At 61.3% G+C, this 16,395-nt stretch carries 13 protein-coding genes and 1 pseudogene; 9 read left to right on the top strand and 5 right to left on the bottom strand.

All coding sequences use genetic code 11. The features are described 5' to 3' along the window. Positions 1-385: 385 nt before the first annotated feature. The 5 genes from GL4_RS00985 to GL4_RS01005 all read left to right on the top strand — a co-directional run bounded on the left by GL4_RS00985 (position 386) and on the right by GL4_RS01005 (position 5,749). A complete protein-coding gene (locus GL4_RS00985) occupies positions 386-1,093 on the top strand; it encodes a WecB/TagA/CpsF family glycosyltransferase (RefSeq protein WP_172653266.1) in 708 nt (235 codons plus the stop codon). A 68-nt stretch (positions 1,094-1,161) separates the two neighbouring features. After that, complete coding sequence (locus GL4_RS00990) at positions 1,162-2,355, top strand: glycosyltransferase family 4 protein (RefSeq protein WP_052464014.1); 1,194 nt, start codon at positions 1,162-1,164, stop codon at positions 2,353-2,355. Further along, positions 2,342-3,712, top strand: coding sequence for a hypothetical protein (locus tag GL4_RS00995; protein ID WP_045363568.1), 1,371 nt, complete (start codon positions 2,342-2,344; stop codon positions 3,710-3,712). The genes GL4_RS00990 and GL4_RS00995 overlap by 14 nt, the downstream gene beginning before the upstream one ends. Positions 3,713-3,720: 8 nt before the next feature. Continuing rightward, the gene (locus GL4_RS01000) at positions 3,721-4,620 is read left to right on the top strand and encodes a hypothetical protein (protein ID WP_045363571.1); all 900 of its coding nucleotides are present in this window, start codon (positions 3,721-3,723) and stop codon (positions 4,618-4,620) included. 13 nt (positions 4,621-4,633) lie between these two features. After that, positions 4,634-5,749: a glycoside hydrolase family 5 protein gene (locus tag GL4_RS01005; protein WP_244462656.1), complete on the top strand. Its 1,116-nt coding sequence runs from the start codon at positions 4,634-4,636 to the stop codon at positions 5,747-5,749. A gap of 8 nt (positions 5,750-5,757) precedes the next feature. On the opposite strand, the gene GL4_RS01010 is transcribed toward GL4_RS01005, so the two are convergent. From GL4_RS01010 to GL4_RS01030, 5 genes are all read right to left on the bottom strand, one after another. Continuing rightward, positions 5,758-6,879 carry a glycosyltransferase family 4 protein gene (locus GL4_RS01010; RefSeq protein ID WP_052464015.1) on the bottom strand — a complete coding sequence of 374 codons (1,122 nt, stop codon included), beginning with the start codon at positions 6,877-6,879 and terminating at the stop codon, positions 5,758-5,760. 221 nt (positions 6,880-7,100) lie between these two features. Further along, positions 7,101-8,711 carry a lipopolysaccharide biosynthesis protein gene (locus GL4_RS01015; RefSeq protein ID WP_045363576.1) on the bottom strand — a complete coding sequence of 537 codons (1,611 nt, stop codon included), beginning with the start codon at positions 8,709-8,711 and terminating at the stop codon, positions 7,101-7,103. A gap of 36 nt (positions 8,712-8,747) precedes the next feature. Then, positions 8,748-9,905 carry a glycosyltransferase family 2 protein gene (locus GL4_RS01020; RefSeq protein WP_052464016.1) on the bottom strand — a complete coding sequence of 386 codons (1,158 nt, stop codon included), beginning with the start codon at positions 9,903-9,905 and terminating at the stop codon, positions 8,748-8,750. A 168-nt stretch (positions 9,906-10,073) separates the two neighbouring features. Continuing rightward, a complete protein-coding gene (locus GL4_RS01025; protein ID WP_045363579.1) occupies positions 10,074-10,727 on the bottom strand; it encodes a PIG-L deacetylase family protein in 654 nt (217 codons plus the stop codon). A gap of 4 nt (positions 10,728-10,731) precedes the next feature. Continuing rightward, the gene (locus tag GL4_RS01030) at positions 10,732-11,532 is read right to left on the bottom strand and encodes a sugar phosphate nucleotidyltransferase (RefSeq protein WP_045363582.1); all 801 of its coding nucleotides are present in this window, start codon (positions 11,530-11,532) and stop codon (positions 10,732-10,734) included. A gap of 355 nt (positions 11,533-11,887) precedes the next feature. Here GL4_RS01030 and GL4_RS01035 point away from each other — a divergent pair, with 355 nt between their 5' ends. From GL4_RS01035 to GL4_RS01050, 4 genes and pseudogenes are all read left to right on the top strand, one after another. Continuing rightward, positions 11,888-12,493, top strand: coding sequence for a dTDP-4-dehydrorhamnose 3,5-epimerase family protein (locus GL4_RS01035; protein WP_045363585.1), 606 nt, complete (start codon positions 11,888-11,890; stop codon positions 12,491-12,493). Positions 12,494-12,520: 27 nt separating this feature from the next. Beyond that, positions 12,521-13,786, top strand: a pseudogene (locus tag GL4_RS01040) (methyltransferase domain-containing protein); the annotation flags it as partial. Between the two features lie 101 nt (positions 13,787-13,887). Beyond that, entirely contained in the window at positions 13,888-15,216 is a 1,329-nt protein-coding gene (locus GL4_RS01045) for a DUF4910 domain-containing protein (protein WP_045363587.1), read from the top strand. Positions 15,217-15,313: 97 nt separating this feature from the next. Further along, the gene (locus tag GL4_RS01050; RefSeq protein ID WP_045363590.1) at positions 15,314-16,360 is read left to right on the top strand and encodes an NAD-dependent epimerase/dehydratase family protein; all 1,047 of its coding nucleotides are present in this window, start codon (positions 15,314-15,316) and stop codon (positions 16,358-16,360) included. Positions 16,361-16,395 lie beyond the last annotated feature (35 nt).

Raw genomic sequence — 16,395 nt, forward strand, 5'->3', positions numbered from 1 at the left:
CGCCCAGATTGCCAAATTCGAACGAAAAATCTAGGCCCCGGCGCGAGCCGGCAATAATGCATTAGCCACAGTCGCTTATACGTAGATGAGTTCCATACTAGATCGTGCGCGGCAGCCTCGAAACGTAACCTTTGCCATACTATATCGTAGGCGAAATCGGGGCCGGCCGCGCCAGAATGAGGCGGTCCTGTATCGGGACGAGACGGGGCACTGCCGAAGGGCCTGGAAGACAGCGTTTGCCGTTGCCGAACCGTGGCAGGCGAATTGCAGTGACGGAGCAATGGCCCAAACTGGTACGGGTTCGCGCGAGACGGCAAGTGGGCGCCAATAGAGCATGCAAGACATCGCACAATCCAAAGAGAACGCCTCACGCACGATTCTCGGAGTGAGGATCGAAGACCTGAGCCGCGACAGTGCCATCGCCCTGATCGATGAACGGCTGGCGGCCGGCCTGGAGACCAAGATTTGTTTCGCCAACGCCCAAGCCCTAAACGTGGCCTGCGACAACCCCGACTTCCGCAAGGCTCTCGCTGATTTCGTCGTTCTGAACGACGGGCTTGGGACGGACCTCGCCTGCCGGCTCAAATTCGGCCACCCCTTTACCGAGAACTTGAACGGGACGGACTTCGTTCCTGACTATCTCGGAAGGACCGATCAGACACTCCGCATCTATCTGGTGGGAACGAATGACGACACGGTTGCGCGTGCGGCGGAGGTCCTTGGGCACGCCTATCCGAGGCATAGCGTCGTCGGATACCGCAACGGATTTTTTCAAGATCGGCAAGACATCGAACAGACCTGCGCCGAAATTCGCCAGTCCACGGCGAACTGCCTGCTAGTGGGCATGGGCAATCCTCTGCAGGAGCTGTGGATCGCCGAACATGGCGGCAAAACCGGAGCGAAGCTGTTTTTCGGGGTCGGCGCGCTACTCGACTTTCAAGCGGGGCGGGTGCCACGCGCGCCGGAATGGCTGCGCGGTCTACGCTGCGAGTGGATTTACAGGCTGGCTCAGGAGCCTCGGCGCCTGGCGCGGCGGTACCTGATCGGCAATCTGGTCTTTCTCGGACGGGTGATGGCTGATGCGCGCCGTTGAACAATCACACCGCCCGGCGGGTGGATCGAGTTGCCGCCGAACCGCAAACAGTGTGCGGGAGGACTGACATGTTCCTGACGCATGTTGTTCGGCAGTTTTATCCCGGGGTCGGCGGCCTCGAGAACCACGTACTCGACCTTGCCGCTGCGCAAGTTGCGGAAGGGCATCGGGTTCGAGTCGTCGCCTTGAACAGGCTGTTCAAGGACGCTCAGGCCAAAGTCTTGCCGGCACAGGAGACGCTGAACGGCATCGAGATCGTGCGGATTCCCTTTCGGGGGTCTTCGCGCTATCCGATCGCACTGTCGGTTCTCCAGCACATCAAGGACGCCGACATCGTCCATGTCCACGCCATCGACTTCTTCTTCGATTTCCTGGCTTGGACAAAACCATTTCACCGGCGCCCGCTCGTCGCCACAACCCATGGCGGCTTCTTCCACACGTCCTATGCCGCGGGTCTCAAACGCTTGTGGTTCGCCACTTTGACCAGATGGTCGGCGCGCGCCTATGACGCCATTATTGCCTGCAGCGCCTCCGACTACGATCGGTTCCGCACGCTGAACCTCGAGCGCCTCGTCCTGATCGAAGACGGCGTCAACACGGACAAGTTCCGGGACGCGGCATCAAAGAACTTTCGAAAGTCCATACTTTGGATCGGGCGTTTCTCGCAAAACAAGCGCATCGATCGCTTCGTGCAGTTTGCGAAATCTCTCAGGCAGATCGACCCCGAATGGACCTTCACAATCGTGGGGCGTCCGGACGATCTCCAGACCTCCGACATTGCGGCGCTCGCGGACGCGGCGCAGGTTGAAGATGCTATCCAAGTCGTCACGTCGCCATCGGACGCGCAGCTGAGGAAACTGATGGGCGACTGCTCCTTCATCGCGAGCACGTCGGACTATGAAGGTTTCGGAATGACAGCCGTGGAGGGACTGTCCGCCGGTCTCTTCCCGCTGCTCAGCGACATCCCGCCCTATCGGCGTCTGGTTCAGGCGACGGGGCTCGGGTTGATCCTCGACTATGCCGACCCCGACGCCGCCGCGCGGGCCGCATCCGCCGAGGCGAAGACGCTTGTCTCCTCAATCGGACGGCGACGGCGCGCCAGTATGGAGGCGGCGGCCGGCTACGACTGGGCCCATATTTCCCGTAAGACATCTGAACTCTACGAACAGGTTCTGAATGGCGACGTCACCGGCGAGGACCCGGAAGACCGGAACGCATCCGAGTCTCTCGACAATGGGGGCGTTTCGATTGCCAAGCACTGACCAAACGCTCCCGGCCACTGCCTCGGCTTCGGCGTGGTTCGCCGGCGCCATCATTGTCGGAACGGTCGCGTTCAACGCGGGTCTCGCCTTCTTGAACGGGCACGTATTTCCGACGGGCGCCACGGTGGTGATGGCGTCTGAGGCGCTCCTTTTGTTCGCTGCTGGCCTGGCATGCCGCAACTACCTCACGATGAACCACGTGGCGCTGCTCGGGCTGCTGGTCGCCTATGCCTTGGCACTGGCAGCGACGCGGTCGATAGCGATTCCCGGTACGCCCTTCGATCCGAAGAGCGCGCGGGACATCGTCATCCCGGTCATCTTCTTCCTGCTGGGACGCGCCGTCGGCGACATTCGGGCGGCGGACAGGATCGTGCTCTTCGTCACGGGCCTGCTCTTCGTCGTCGCGCTGTTGGAATACTTGTCGCTGAGCACCTATCTGTCGGTCTTCAAGGTGGCTCAGTACTACATCGCGCGCGGCACGTTGGAGGCCAGCTCCCACTCCCTGAACGTTTCGGAGGGCTTGATGGTCAGCGGCGTGCGGCCGGAGGAGCAGGGACGCACGCTGCTTCCGTTCCTCGGCGGCCACCGCGTTTCATCGCTGTTCCTCGAGCCGAGCACGCTTGGAAACTACGGAGCGATTGTCGCGCTATGGGGCGCGGTCCGGACACGGATGACGCGGCAAATCTACTTCTGGACCATTCTCGGCGCCTTGGCGCTCGTCGTCCTGTCGGACACGCGCGTGGCAGCATTCCTGGCTCTGGTCGGACTGATCGTCCTGTTGCTCCCGCCGCGGCTGACGACCCCGGCCGTCTTTGTGCTTCCCTTTGCGACGATCTTCGCTCTATGTGTCTTCGCCGCCTGGACCGGACCTGTGAACGGCAAGCTCGAAGTCGAGGGGTTGGGCCTCTATGACCGGCTGCTCTATTCCGGCCGTGTGCTGATGAGTTTCGACATCTACCACTGGTTCGGTCTCAACGTTTCCACGGCACAAACCTTCGATTCCGGCTACGGTTATGTCATCAGTAATTTCGGGATTGTAGGGTTCGCGCTTCTGTGGACGCTGTTCATGTCCTTGAGGGGACGCACCCCGTATTTTCTTGCTTTTCGAAACGTCATGGGGGTTTTCTTCGCAGCCCTGCTCTGCATCTCCGCCTCGCAATTCACGATCAAGCTGGCGGCAACATTGTGGTTCCTTCTCGGCGTGCTGTCCGTCGCGCAAGAGCCGAAGCTTGCGAAGCGCTTCGGCACGGCAAGGACCCAGCTGGCGCCGCCTCGTCGGATCGAACGCGGCTGGTTCGGAACGCCGGCGGGAACCGCCCCGGAACTATCAGTCACCAACAAATTTCGTCGAGCATAGGAACCAAGATGTCACTGTACGCTTTGAGACGGCTCGGCCGGCCCGGCCAACTGAGGAAGGTCCTCGTTGAGCGCGGAACCGAGCCAATGCACCTGAACCTTCTGTCCGTGTTCGTTGCACTTTTCGGCAGCTATCGGGCAAAGGTCGATTTCGACCTCGTGGTCCGGCAGCAATATGCGTTTCCGATCCTGTACGCCGCCGATATGGCAAAGAGATATGGCTACAAGGCCGTTACGATTATCGAGTTCGGCGTTGCGGGCGGCGCCGGGCTGATGAACATGTGCGAAATCGCCAAACGAACCACCAAGGCGACGGGCATCGAGTTCCGCGTCTTCGGATTCGACACGGGTACGGGCATGCCTCCCGCCATCGACTACCGGGATCTTCCGGAGTCCTTCCAGGCCGGCGATTTTCCCATGGACCAGGAGCGTTTGCGTGAGGCGCTACCGGATTTCGCGGAACTCGTTATCGGCGATATCGCTGACACGGTGCCGGCCTTCTGCAAGACGCTCACCGAGGATGCGCCGGTGGGCTTCGTCGCCATCGATGTGGACTACTATTCCTCGGCGAAAAAGACGCTCGAGATTCTGAAGGGCGCACCGGAGCATTATCTGCCGATCGTTCCCGTGTACCTGGACGATATCGGCGTCGACGGGTCCAATCCCTGGACCGGCGAGCTGCTGGCGGTCAAGGAGTTCAACGAAGAGAACGCGCTACGCAAGATCGCGCCGTTCACGCTCCTCCGGTCGCAGCGGATATTCAAGAACACCCAGTGGATCGACCGAATGTTCGCCGCCCATATCCATGACCACGCCTTGCGCTCGCCGGAGAACAAGCGCGAGCCGCAGAGAAGCTTGCCGAACGAGTACATCAACTGGCGGAGCAAAGACACCGCCGACGCAAGCTGACGGCGGTGCGGACGTGGGCGTCGCCGAGATCGGCCGAGGACGAGACGGCTCGGGCGTGACCGTGGCCTCGACTTCCGGCCGCCGGCGAAGTGCCCGTGTCGCTACCATTTTGGCGTTACTTGCAGGAACGCTGTTCCCGGTGCACACGACGTCTGCCGCCATGGCCGACAAGTCCGGCGCACTGCCGCTTCCGGGTGTCAACCTGCCGAGCGGCAGTTTCGGTTCGGACGGGGACGTTCTGGGACGCGACTATATCTATCCGACGCGCGCCGATATCGATGCCTGGGCCGCGCAAGGTTTCAAACTCATCCGATTGGGATTTCTGGGGCGCCGGCTGCTGAAGCCGGACGGTTCGGGCGGGTTCAACACGACGGCTGATCTCGACATTCTCGTAGACCTTGTAGACTACGCCTCTACCAAGGACATGTCGGTGATCCTCGACATGCACGATTACGGCAAGACGGCATCGGGAAAGCTGATCGGGCGCGACGAAGGCGCGGTCGCCGAGTTTGCGGCCGCGTGGCGAAAGCTTGCGGAGGCCATGAAGCACCGCGCCAATGTCATCTTCGGCCTCATGAATGAGCCGCACGAGCAGTCGGCGGCCGAATGGCTGGACGGCGCGAACGCTGCCATTGCCGCGATACGCGATGTCGGCGCCTATCAGCTCGTTCTGGTCCCGGGGTCCTACTGGGGCGGCGCGCACGACTGGACCAAGACGGACAACGCGACGGTCATGCTGCAGGTCGATGACCCGGCCCGGAACGTCGCGTACGAAGTCCATCAATACCTGGACTACAACAGCTCCGGCACCCACCGCACCGTCGTGGCCGGAGCTGGTGCGCAACGCCTTGCGGCATTCACGGCCTGGGCCCGCGCGCATGGCGTTCGCGGCTTTCTGGGCGAGTTCGGCTGGGCGGACAACCGGCAGGCCCAACGCGAAGGCAGGGCCCTGCTCTGCTACATGGCGCGTAATCGCGACGTGTGGCTCGGCTGGACGTACTGGGCGGCAGGTCCGTGGTGGGGCGACTACATGTTCTCGATAGAGCCCAAGGACGGTGCGGCGCGGCCCCAAATGGCCGTGCTCGGGAAGTTCGTCGGCCCGACCGTTCCACCGGACTGCGCCTCGTAGACGGCGTCTTAGGCTTGGGCGTCCATCGGCAAACTAGATGGCTCCTGTCGGCGCCGATCCACGACTTGCTTGACGAAACTGTCGAGCGCATCGGCCATCTTCTCAGGCGAGTAGTCACGCGACCGGGACAGGGCGCCCTTTTGAAGCCTGCGAAAGAGAGGTCGGTCTTCCGCTAAGCGGCGAAGGCAGGCGCCAAGCTCGTGAGGATCGCCAGGCGAAAAGACAAGCCCGCTCTTGTCCGGTTGGACAATTTCAGGAAGTGCCCCGGAGCGGGCGGCAATAACAGGCACACCGTACGAGAGCGCCTCGACTGCCACGTTGCCGAAGGGCTCTTCCCAAATCGACGGAACGACAACGACGTCGACCTGCCGGAAGAATTCATCCCGCTCGGTCCAGCCAAGAAACGTTGCTGTCGACGACGGGAACGTCGCACGTAGCTTCGCCATGAAATCGCTGTCGCCATCGCCGGCGATGACGTATTCGAACCCGGCGTCGGGTCCCAGCAATGCCGCAGCATCGGCCAGCGTGCCGATGCCCTTGACCGGCGCAATCATACCGATGAACCCGACGCGGACCGGTCCGGTGTCAGGCAGAACATTGTCCGGAATGACACTGGGCGGTTCGACAGCACCCGGAATAACCATGCCCAACGCGCGGCGGAAGAAGCCGTTCTTCCGATGCTTTGCCATCGAGTGGGAGGCCTCGGACGTGACGCCATCGACGACCTGACTGCAGAGTTTCTTACCGGCGGAGGCGATGCGGCACTGCCAGCACTGCGTAGGGCAGTTCCGCCCTTTCGAGAACATCGTGCCACGCCAGCACATCAAGAAGTAGCTATGGATTACGTGCGCGACGGGATAGCCCATGGTCTTGGCGGCCACCCAGGTTGCGACATTCACGTTCTCGGCGCTAATCGTCATGACAAGGTCGGGACGGAATTCGGCGATTTCCTTGCGCATCCGGAAGTAGGCGCGCGGATTGAAGTTCTCGAGCGCGTGCCAGATCAGCTTGGTGATGGTGGGCCGTTCGGTCCAATAGTTCCAGTAGACGTTCAGACCACCGATCGTCTTGACCTCGACACCGTCACGGGCCTCGAGCGTTTCTTCACCCGCGACCGTAATGACACGCACGGTATGCCCGCGGCCGGCGAGTGATTTGGCTACAGCCTCCGACGCCTTGGGTCCACCACCGCGGCCGTGCGGCGGATAGGCGGCGGCTGCACAGAGTATTCGCAATCAACGAACTCCCGTCTGGTCCGACACGTCGGCACCGAGCTGTCCTTGGCGGCGATCCGTCATGGACATAGTGTGCAAGGAGGGTGCCACCGTGAGAGCATGGAGCATCGTTTACCCTATTCATTGCCCGCGGACCGGAAACGACCGGGCCCGTATTTCGATATCCAGCTCAACAGCATCGTCTGCTCGTCTTGCGGGAGGACCGACAGCAGCGCAATGCAAGCCGTGTAGACAACAGCGCCGGCCGCGATGCCGAGGAGCATGCCGAGAAGCCCGGGATCCCAGTAAAGGCAAAACCGCGCCGCCAAGGCCGACATGAGACCTGCCGCGACAATCTTCAAGATGTCGGCCGTAACAAATGGCATGTCGAGCCGCGTCTGGCAGTACCAGGCAAACGACGCGAGCGTCGCAACGGCAATCGCGGCCTTGATCCAAGCGGCCCCAATAGGCCCGAGGAACGGAACGAGGATCAGCATAAGGACGATCGAGATCGCGCCCCAGACTCCCGAGAGGCCGAGCTGCCACGCGCTTTTTTCCCGGGCGAGCATCATATGGGTCTGCACCAATGTGAGCGCGCTCGCAAATGAACACGCGACCAGCACTTCCGAAATCGGGACTGCCGGCGTGAACTCTTGTCCGAAGACCAAGGGTATCAACGCCGGCGCTATCGCGGCTCCGCCGAAACAGATCGGCGCGAGGACGATTCCCAGCCAACGCAGACTGCGCTGGTAGCTGAGGACAAGCCCCGCGACGTCGTTTTGGTCGTGTAGTGCGCTGAAATGAGGAAGAAGACTCGCAAGGAGGAACAGCCCGAGCTGGACCACCAACGCATACATGGTGAGGCCGACTGCGTAATAGCCGACGGCGACGAACGAGAAATACAGACCGATGACGGCGAGTTCGGCGCGGGTTTCGACGGTGGCATGCAGGACGCCCGAAAGCCACGTGTTCCTGGCATAGTTCCGAACCGGTTTCGTAATCTCGACGTCCCGGCTCGAGCCCGGTCCGATATAGCTGCGAAGCGAAAGCGCCTGCGGCAAATGCCGGAGCACGTGTCCGAGAATTGCCCCGCCCGGCCCGAGCACCAAAGCGCCAAAGAGCACAGCCGCCGGCTGCATGATGCATCCGATGAGCGTGTTGACGGCCGCGTCGCCGAAACGACCAAGACCGTGAGCGGCGCCGATCGACATGGCGGCATAGGCATAGGTGAGGAAGAGCGCCGCCGTCGCGGCCCATACAAACGCCGCCCCGCTGTTGCCAGAGTGGTAAAGCCAGCCGGCATAGCCGAGGATGCCGATCGCCATGAGGCCAGTCGTAACGGCGAACCTCTTGATCAGCGCCTTGCAAAGTAGGCTGGTCCTGCCATCAGGCCCAACGGTTCCCCCAATAAAGCGCAGAACTGCTTGCGGCCACCCCCGGTCGGAGACGGCCGTCGCAAGCATCATGAACCACAGCGCGAAGGCAACGATACCCGTTCCTTCGACACCCAGCGCCCGGGCAACGATCACGCTCGAACCGAAGCCGGCGATGAGGGAAAACATCCCCGCCGCAGTATTGATGAGCGACGAGTTCAGCGCGGACTTACCCTCCCGCAGCGCAGGAGGACCGGCGAGGGATTCATACAGGCCCTCGTCTCGATGAACGCCTACGCCCAGTATATCGCCGGTACCGGTGTGTTCGTCGCGGTTGATCGGATTCTGGTCGTCCGTCGTCGCCTCGCTGTTCATTGGCTGACGTCAGTCATGAAAGCCCCCGACCACCCGCTAGACCCACTGGTCAAATCCATTCTTGGCCATCCAGCGCGCGAGCGGTTGAGGAGACAGAATGCGAACGATGGAGCGCAGCCGCCATGTCGAAAGGAAGTCCGTAACCGAACACTTGGCGAGCACGGTCCTCCAGCCCCAGAGTTTCTGGACCGCCTGGGACAAGCTGGCGCCACCGCGGCGATAGATAACAAGATTCACCGCCGCCATATAGGCAAGATAGCGATTCAGGAGCTGTTGAATGCGCTCGCGCATCGCCGGGTCGGAGACCTTCTTGGCCGTGACGGCAGACAGTTCGTCCAGTACCTCACGCAGATCGCCGAGGCGCTTGTCGGCGGTAAAGCCCTCGGTCAGGCTCTCCCGAAGAACCATATAGGTCGCGCAAGGTTCATCCACGAAGCCGGCACGCCCCTCCATCAGGAGTGGAATCCAGGTCGCTTCGTCGCTCGCGCAAGGATGAGGACTGTATCCGCCGTTGCGCCGAAGAATGTCGGTCCGCACGAGACTGCTCAAGAGCTGTGCGGAAATGCGCCCATGCAGGTACTCCTGCAGAATGTCCGTACCCTGCCAGATACCAGTCGAAAGCTTTTTGCTCAGCCGAGCCGGCACCGTGCGCCGATCGTCCTTGGAGAACTCATCGACGACAAGGACGTCGTAGGCCGCGATTACAATCGGGAGGCCAGGTTCGTCTTCGATCAGACGCACGCACTTGCTGACGAAGTCGGGTCGGTAATAGTTGTCGTCCGCGGCCAGCACAAAATAGTCGCCGCGCGCCTCGTCGATGCATTTGTTGAAGTTACCGATCGCGCCGATGTTCTCCTCGCTCGTGAGGATACGAAGACGGTCGTCGTCGATGGCCCGAAGCATCTCCACCGTTCCGTCGGTCGACGCGTTGTCCGACACGAGAATCTCGAGTTTCGGATAGGTCTGTGCCATTGCGCTGCGGACACACTTCTCGACCAGTTCCGCGCGGTTGAATGTCGGGATCGCAATCGTGACAAGGGGTGCGATAGGCACGTCCGCACCGTCACGCCCTTTGGCGGTGGAACCGCTGTGCGCGTGGGATCGATCACCGCTAGCGCGGCCGAAGTTCGGCAGTGCATCGCTCAATGTATAGCTCGCAGGATCGACATTGCCGCGAAATCCAAGAATCTTCATATCGCTCTCCCGCCCCGATGCGGCACGCTCCGCGTCGAAGCGAACCCGACACGCCACAACTGACAGCAATTGTTGCGCCCTGCGCGATACTAGACCTTGGCCCTCAACAAATGGTTCTTCAGTAGCCGACAGATTTCCGTTTTTTGGCTGCGTCCGGCGCGCGGCGGTTTACCGCACCACGAGTTTTCTAGCAAAAAACGCCTCCGCGAATCGCTCCGGCGCCCGGCACTCCATGCCTCTGATGCGGGCCAGCCCTTTGAACGTGTCGGCGTCGAACCAATCTTTGGACCGCTGCGAGCCGAAGCAATTCTCGAGGATCTCGAGCTTGCGCTGCATAACCTCTCCGGTCATGGGAATGTAGAGATTGGGCTGCCCGAGATCGCCATCCCATTTCGGTATCTCGTATTCTAAAACCACCTGGTCGCGGAAGGCATTCCAGGTAAGGCGCGATATCTCGCGGTGATCCTGATGCGCGTCGTCGCCGCGGTGGGTAAATACGATGTCGGGCTTGGTTCGCGTGGCCAGATCCTGGACCCACTCCTTGACCTGCTCACCCTGCGCCGGGAAGTAGCCGTCGCGGAAATCTGCACATTCCACGGTCTGCGTGTTTGCCCCGCCTAGGACCGCCGACGCACCGGCCATCGCCTCGTCGCGCCGGGGCCCGGCCCCGCTCAAGACACACCAATGCACGTCGAGTTCAGTCCCGGCGGCGATCCATCCGAGCAGCGTGCCTCCCACGCCGATCTCGATGTCGTCCGAATGCGCCCCGAGACAGAGCACCTTCAGCGGCCCTTTCGGCTTCTGCCATGACAGGTTCAGCATCGCCCTACTCTGCGGCGAGGCGGCAAGCCAGGTTATCGCGCCGGTCCCAAGGCATCGTACCCTGTTCGACCATTTCCTCGAGCACCTGACGGTCGCGCAGCGTGTCCATCGCACGCCAGAAGCCGTGATGCTTATAGGCGAGCAACTGATCGTCCTCGATCAAACGCGCGAAAGGCTCGACGACGAGCTCCTCGCCCGGCCGCATGTAGTCGAAGATCTCGCGACGGAAAATGAAGAAGCCGCCGTTGATCCAGAGGTCGGCCTGAGACGCCGGCGTCATCTTCCGGACCAGGCCGTTCTCCGCAATGTCTGCGAAATGGAACGTGAGCTGTGGCGGCACCGCAAGAAAGCACGCGACCTTCCCGCTTTCCTTGAAGTCCGCGATCATTTTGTCGAGATTGACGTCACTGAGACCGTCGCTGTAGTTGGCCATAAACATCTCTTCGTCCTTGAGATGCTCGCGAACGGCCCAAAGGCGTTCGCCGACGCTCCGCCAAATTCCGGTCTCGATCATTTTGACGGACCAATCATCCGTGGGCCGATCGAGCAGTTCGACCGCGTCGCCGTTATTCCAGACCACGCAATCGTTGAACATCTCGTGCCGGTAATTCAGGAAGAATTCCTTGACGACGGTCGCCTTGTGCCCGAGGCACAGCGTAAAGTCAGAGTGCCCGAAGGAGCTGTAATACTGCATGAGGTGCCAGAGGATCGGCTGTCCTCCGATCGGGATCATCGGCTTCGGAATGGCCTCTGAATATTCCCTGATTCGGGTACCCAATCCTCCGCAGAAAAGCACAACCTTCATTGTTCAACACTCCTGTTGACGCGCAGAACACGTAAGAACGTCGTTCGACATTGACAAGCACGGGAGTGGCGCCAGCATAGCCCCGAGGCGTATCGCCCGATAGTGCCGGAGAGCCGGCCTTGGCCGGGTCACGAGCGGCCTTTCCCCGTGTTCGCCTTCGAACGTCCGCCCCAAAGTCCCAAGGGGCGGAAACGCATCGGTTTTTCTGTTCGAATCCGGGACTGTCATCCCTTTTCGATTGTTTAGCGCCTCATAAGATAGAAGCAGGCGATGAAACTTCCCTTAACCGGTGTCGTCATTAATTTTTGGTAAACCGGGCAGTAGCCCTCATTGTTCACGCCCACGGAGCACTCGGATGCGGTTTATAGAGACTGAACTCGCAGGCGCCTTCGTCGTCGAACTGGAGCGTCGTCAAGACGACCGGGGCTTCTTCGCGCGCTCGTTTTGCCGGGATGAGTTCGAGGCGCATGGCCTGAGGCCGCTCGTCGCGCAATCGAACCTCTCCTTCACCGCGAAGTCCGGCACTGTGCGGGGCATGCACTTCCAGTTTCCGCCGTCGACGGAATCAAAACTCGTGCGGTGCGTGCGGGGAGCGGTCTGGGACATCATCGTCGATCTTCGCCCCGAAAGCCCGACCTATCTCAGTCACGTCGCCATAGAACTCGACGAGGAAAGTTTGCGGGCGATCTACGTTCCGGAGCGATTTGCCCACGGCCACCAGACTCTGAGAGACGATTCACTTCTCAGTTATCAAATGGGGGCACCTTACACACCGAACAACGAGGGTGGCTTGCGCTATGACGATCCCGCGCTCGGCCTCACCTGGCCGCTACCCGTCACAGAGATTTCCGAGAAGGACCTCTCGTTTCCGTCCTACAGCTCGATCGAGCAGTCACTGCGAGACCGAATGGCGAACCTCGATACAGATGCCGTCGACGAGGCCGGGAAACATGGCCAGTGAGATCCGGCCGATGAGTGGAATGCAACGATGACGAACGAGCCCGTTTCCGCCGAACCGTGCTGCCGGATCTGCCACGCACCGCTGCGGCACACATTTGTGGATCTCGGCATGTCGCCGCTGTGCGAGAGCTTCGTGCCCGCGGACAAGATCGATGCGATGGAGCCGTTCTATCCGCTTCACGTGATGGTGTGCGATCAGTGCTTCCTCGTGCAGCTGCGCGAATATGTCAGCCCCGAGAGCATCTTCGACGACTATGCGTACTTCTCGTCCTATTCGACCTCGTGGGTCGCTCACGCCAAGACCTATTGTGAGATGATCGCGGCGCGGCTCGGTCTCGGGGCGGACAGCCAAGTGGTCGAGATCGCAAGCAACGACGGATATCTGCTTCAGCACTTCGGACCGCTGGGCATTCCCGTGCACGGCGTAGAACCGTCCGGCAACGTGGCCGAGGTGGCCATCGAGAAAGGCATCCCCACCACCGTCGACTTCTTTGGCCAAGGACTAGCCCGTCAGCTCGTCGAAGACGGCAGGGCGGCCGACTTGATCGTTGCAAACAACGTCCTTGCCCATGTGCCGGACATCAACGATTTCGTTGCCGGGCTCAAAATCCTCCTGAAGCCGGAGGGGATCGCCACGCTCGAATTTCCCCATCTCGAGCGTTTGATGGCGGAGAACCAGTTCGACACGATCTATCACGAGCACTTCTCGTATCTTTCGGCCCTGGTGATCGAGCGGCTCGCAAAGATGCACGGGCTCGCCTTTGTCGACGTCGAAGAACTGCCGAGCCACGGCGGCTCCTTACGCATCTATCTGGCCCAGGCCGGCTCGTCCCATGTACGGAGCCCGCGCGTGGACGAGCTGATTGCACGCGAACGGAAGCTCGGTTTCGACAACCTTGCGGGTTACGTAGGCTTCTCGGACAAGGTCGAAAGGACGAAGCGGGAGCTTCTGTCCTTCCTCATCGCTGCGAAGAACGAGGGTAAACGTATTTGCGGCTACGGCGCGCCCGGCAAAGGAAACACGCTTCTCAACTATTGCGGAATCGGTCCGGACTTCCTCGACTTCACCGTCGATCGCAACCCATACAAGCACGGCCGATTCACGCCGGGAACGCATATCCCCATCCGGCCCGTTGAGGCGATCGACGAGGCCAAGCCGGACTTGATCCTGATCCTGCCTTGGAATCTGACGAAAGAGATCGTGAGCCAGATGAAGCACGTCGCGGACTGGGGCGCAAAGTTTGTGATTCCCATACCGGCCGCTCACGTGATCGATCCGGCCGCACTTCCGGAAAGCAGCACCGCAGAGAGCGGGACGTCATCGGAGCGACCGGCGGCAAGCGCCGTGGCGAATGGATGACCCGAACTCTACAGACTACGGATAGCGGGTCGGCCATGGCGGGTTTGACGACGCAGAGCCTCATCTCGCCCGACGCCGGTCAAGAGATCTATGCGCTCGCGCGCGAGATCTACCCGATCTGCCGGTCCATCACCGGAGACGGCGTCCGCGAAACGCTCGACATCATTGGGCGCCACATTCCCATCGAGCGCAAAGAGCTTCCAACCGGCGCCAAGGTGCTCGACTGGGAGATACCGCGCGAATGGAACATTTCCGACGCCTATATCAAGGATGCGCAAGGCAACCGGCTGATCGACTTTCGCCAATCCAATCTGCACGTCGTGAGCTACAGCGCGCCCGTCCACCGGCGCATGAGTCTAGACGAGCTTCGCCCCCACATCTTTACGCTGCCCGAGCAGCCCGACCTCATTCCCTACCGGACGTCGTACTACGCCGACGCCTGGGGCTTCTGCATGTCGCGGAACCAACTCGACAAGCTTGAATCCGCCGGGGGCGAGTTCGAGGTCGTCATCGATTCGCGCTTCGCTAGCGGCTCCCTGACCTGGGGTGAGTATCTGCATCGCGGCGCCAGCACGGACGAAGTGCTCCTGTCGGCGCATATCTGTCATCCGTCACTCGCGAACGACAATTGCTCGGGGCTCGCCCTTCAAACCGTCTTGGCGCGCGCGTTGTCGAACATGAAGACGCGTTTCAGCTACCGCTTCGTGTTCGCGCCCGGCACGATCGGTGCCATTGCCTGGCTCGCTACCAACGATGCCGAGGCCAGCCGGATCAAGAATGGCCTGGTGCTATCATGCGTCGGCGATGCCGGCGGTCCGACCTATAAGCGCAGCCGTCAGGGAAACGCACTGATCGACCGCGTCATGATCCATGTCCTGCGCCACGCGGTCGCAGAACCCAATATCATCGACTTCTTCCCCTACGGCTACGACGAGCGGCAATATTGCTCGCCCGGCTATGACCTTGCCGTGGGACTGTTTCAGCGCAGCCAGTTCGCGACCTTTCCCGAGTACCACACCTCCGCCGACAATCTGGACTTCATCTCGGCGGAGAACCTCGCCGCGTCCTATGGCTGGGTGACCGACGCGCTGACCATTCTCGAGAGCGATCGCACCCTCATCAATCTGAACCCCAAGGGCGAGCCGCAACTCGGACGCCGGGGGCTCTATGCGGGGACGGGCGGCGACAAGGATGCCGTACGCCACAACATGGCGATGCTTTGGACACTGAATCTATCGGATGGGACGCACTCGCTCCTGGACATCGCGGAGCGGTCGCAGCTTCCCTTCAAAGCGATCGCCCGTGCGGCAAGCGCACTGGAAGAGCATGGGCTCCTCGCCGAGCGACGCGCGCGTGAAGGTTGAGTGTCGTGCGAGAAGAACGTCTTGAGATCGCGCGCGTGGCATCGATAGCGCCGCCGCGTCACATAACAGTCATTGGTTACGTCGAAAGGAGACAGTCATGCGGGTATTGGTGACCGGGAGCCAAGGCTATATCGGGCAGGTCATGGTGCCGATGCTGATGGCGGCCGGCCACGATGTGGTGGGTTGCGACACGGATCTGTACCGCAGATGCACGTTTGCGGAGGGCGGCACGGTTCACGCTGCACCCACGCTCGCGATCGACGTTCGGGATCTGCAGCCTTCCGACGTTGCCGGATTCGACGCCGTCATTCATCTTGCCGCGCTGTCGAACGATCCGCTGAGCGATCTCGATCCCAATCTCACCTATGACATCAACTACCGCGCCAGCGTCCGCCTCGCGGAGCTGGCCAAGAGCACCGGCGCCAAGCGCTTTCTGTTTGCCTCGTCGTGCAGCAATTACGGCGTTGCCACCGAAGGCATGATCGACGAGACCGGCGAGCTGAATCCGATCACGCCCTACGGTATTTCAAAGGTGCGTACGGAGCAGGACGTCTCCAAGCTTGCCGGCGACGGCTTCTGCCCGGTCTACATGCGGCCCGCGACGGCCTATGGCGTTTCGCCCCGCCTGCGCTTCGATATCGTTCTCAACAACCTCACCGCCTGGGCCGTGACCAAGGGCAGCATCTATCTGAAATCGGACGGCACGCCGTGGCGCCCGATCGTCCATATCGAGGACATCTCGCGCGCCTTTATCGCCGCACTCGAAGCGCCGGAAGAGGCCGTGTTCAACCAGGCCTTCAACGTCGGGCAGACCGCTCACAACTACCGCATCCGCGACATCGCGGAGATCGTTGCCGAGGTCGTTCCTCAGTGCCAGCTTGAGTTCGCCCCCGATGCGGGACCGGACAACCGCTCCTACCGGGTCAATTTCGACAAGATCGCGGAGACGCTTCCGGCCTTCCAACCGCAATGGGATGCCCGCAAAGGGGCACAAGAGCTGTACCAGGCGTATCTGAAGGCCGATATTTCCTGGGAGGATTTCGAGGGGCCGCGCTTCCAGCGCATTGCCCACATCCGAAAGCTCCTGGAAGAGGGAATTCTGGGCGGGGATCTCCGATTCACGGGAAAGACCGAGGCAGCCTGAGCGGGAGCATGAGCCTGCGACCCGCAGGTCGGGAC

Origin of the sequence: Methyloceanibacter caenitepidi (assembly GCF_000828475.1) — a bacterium.
Lineage (GTDB): Bacteria > Pseudomonadota > Alphaproteobacteria > Rhizobiales > Methyloligellaceae > Methyloceanibacter > Methyloceanibacter caenitepidi.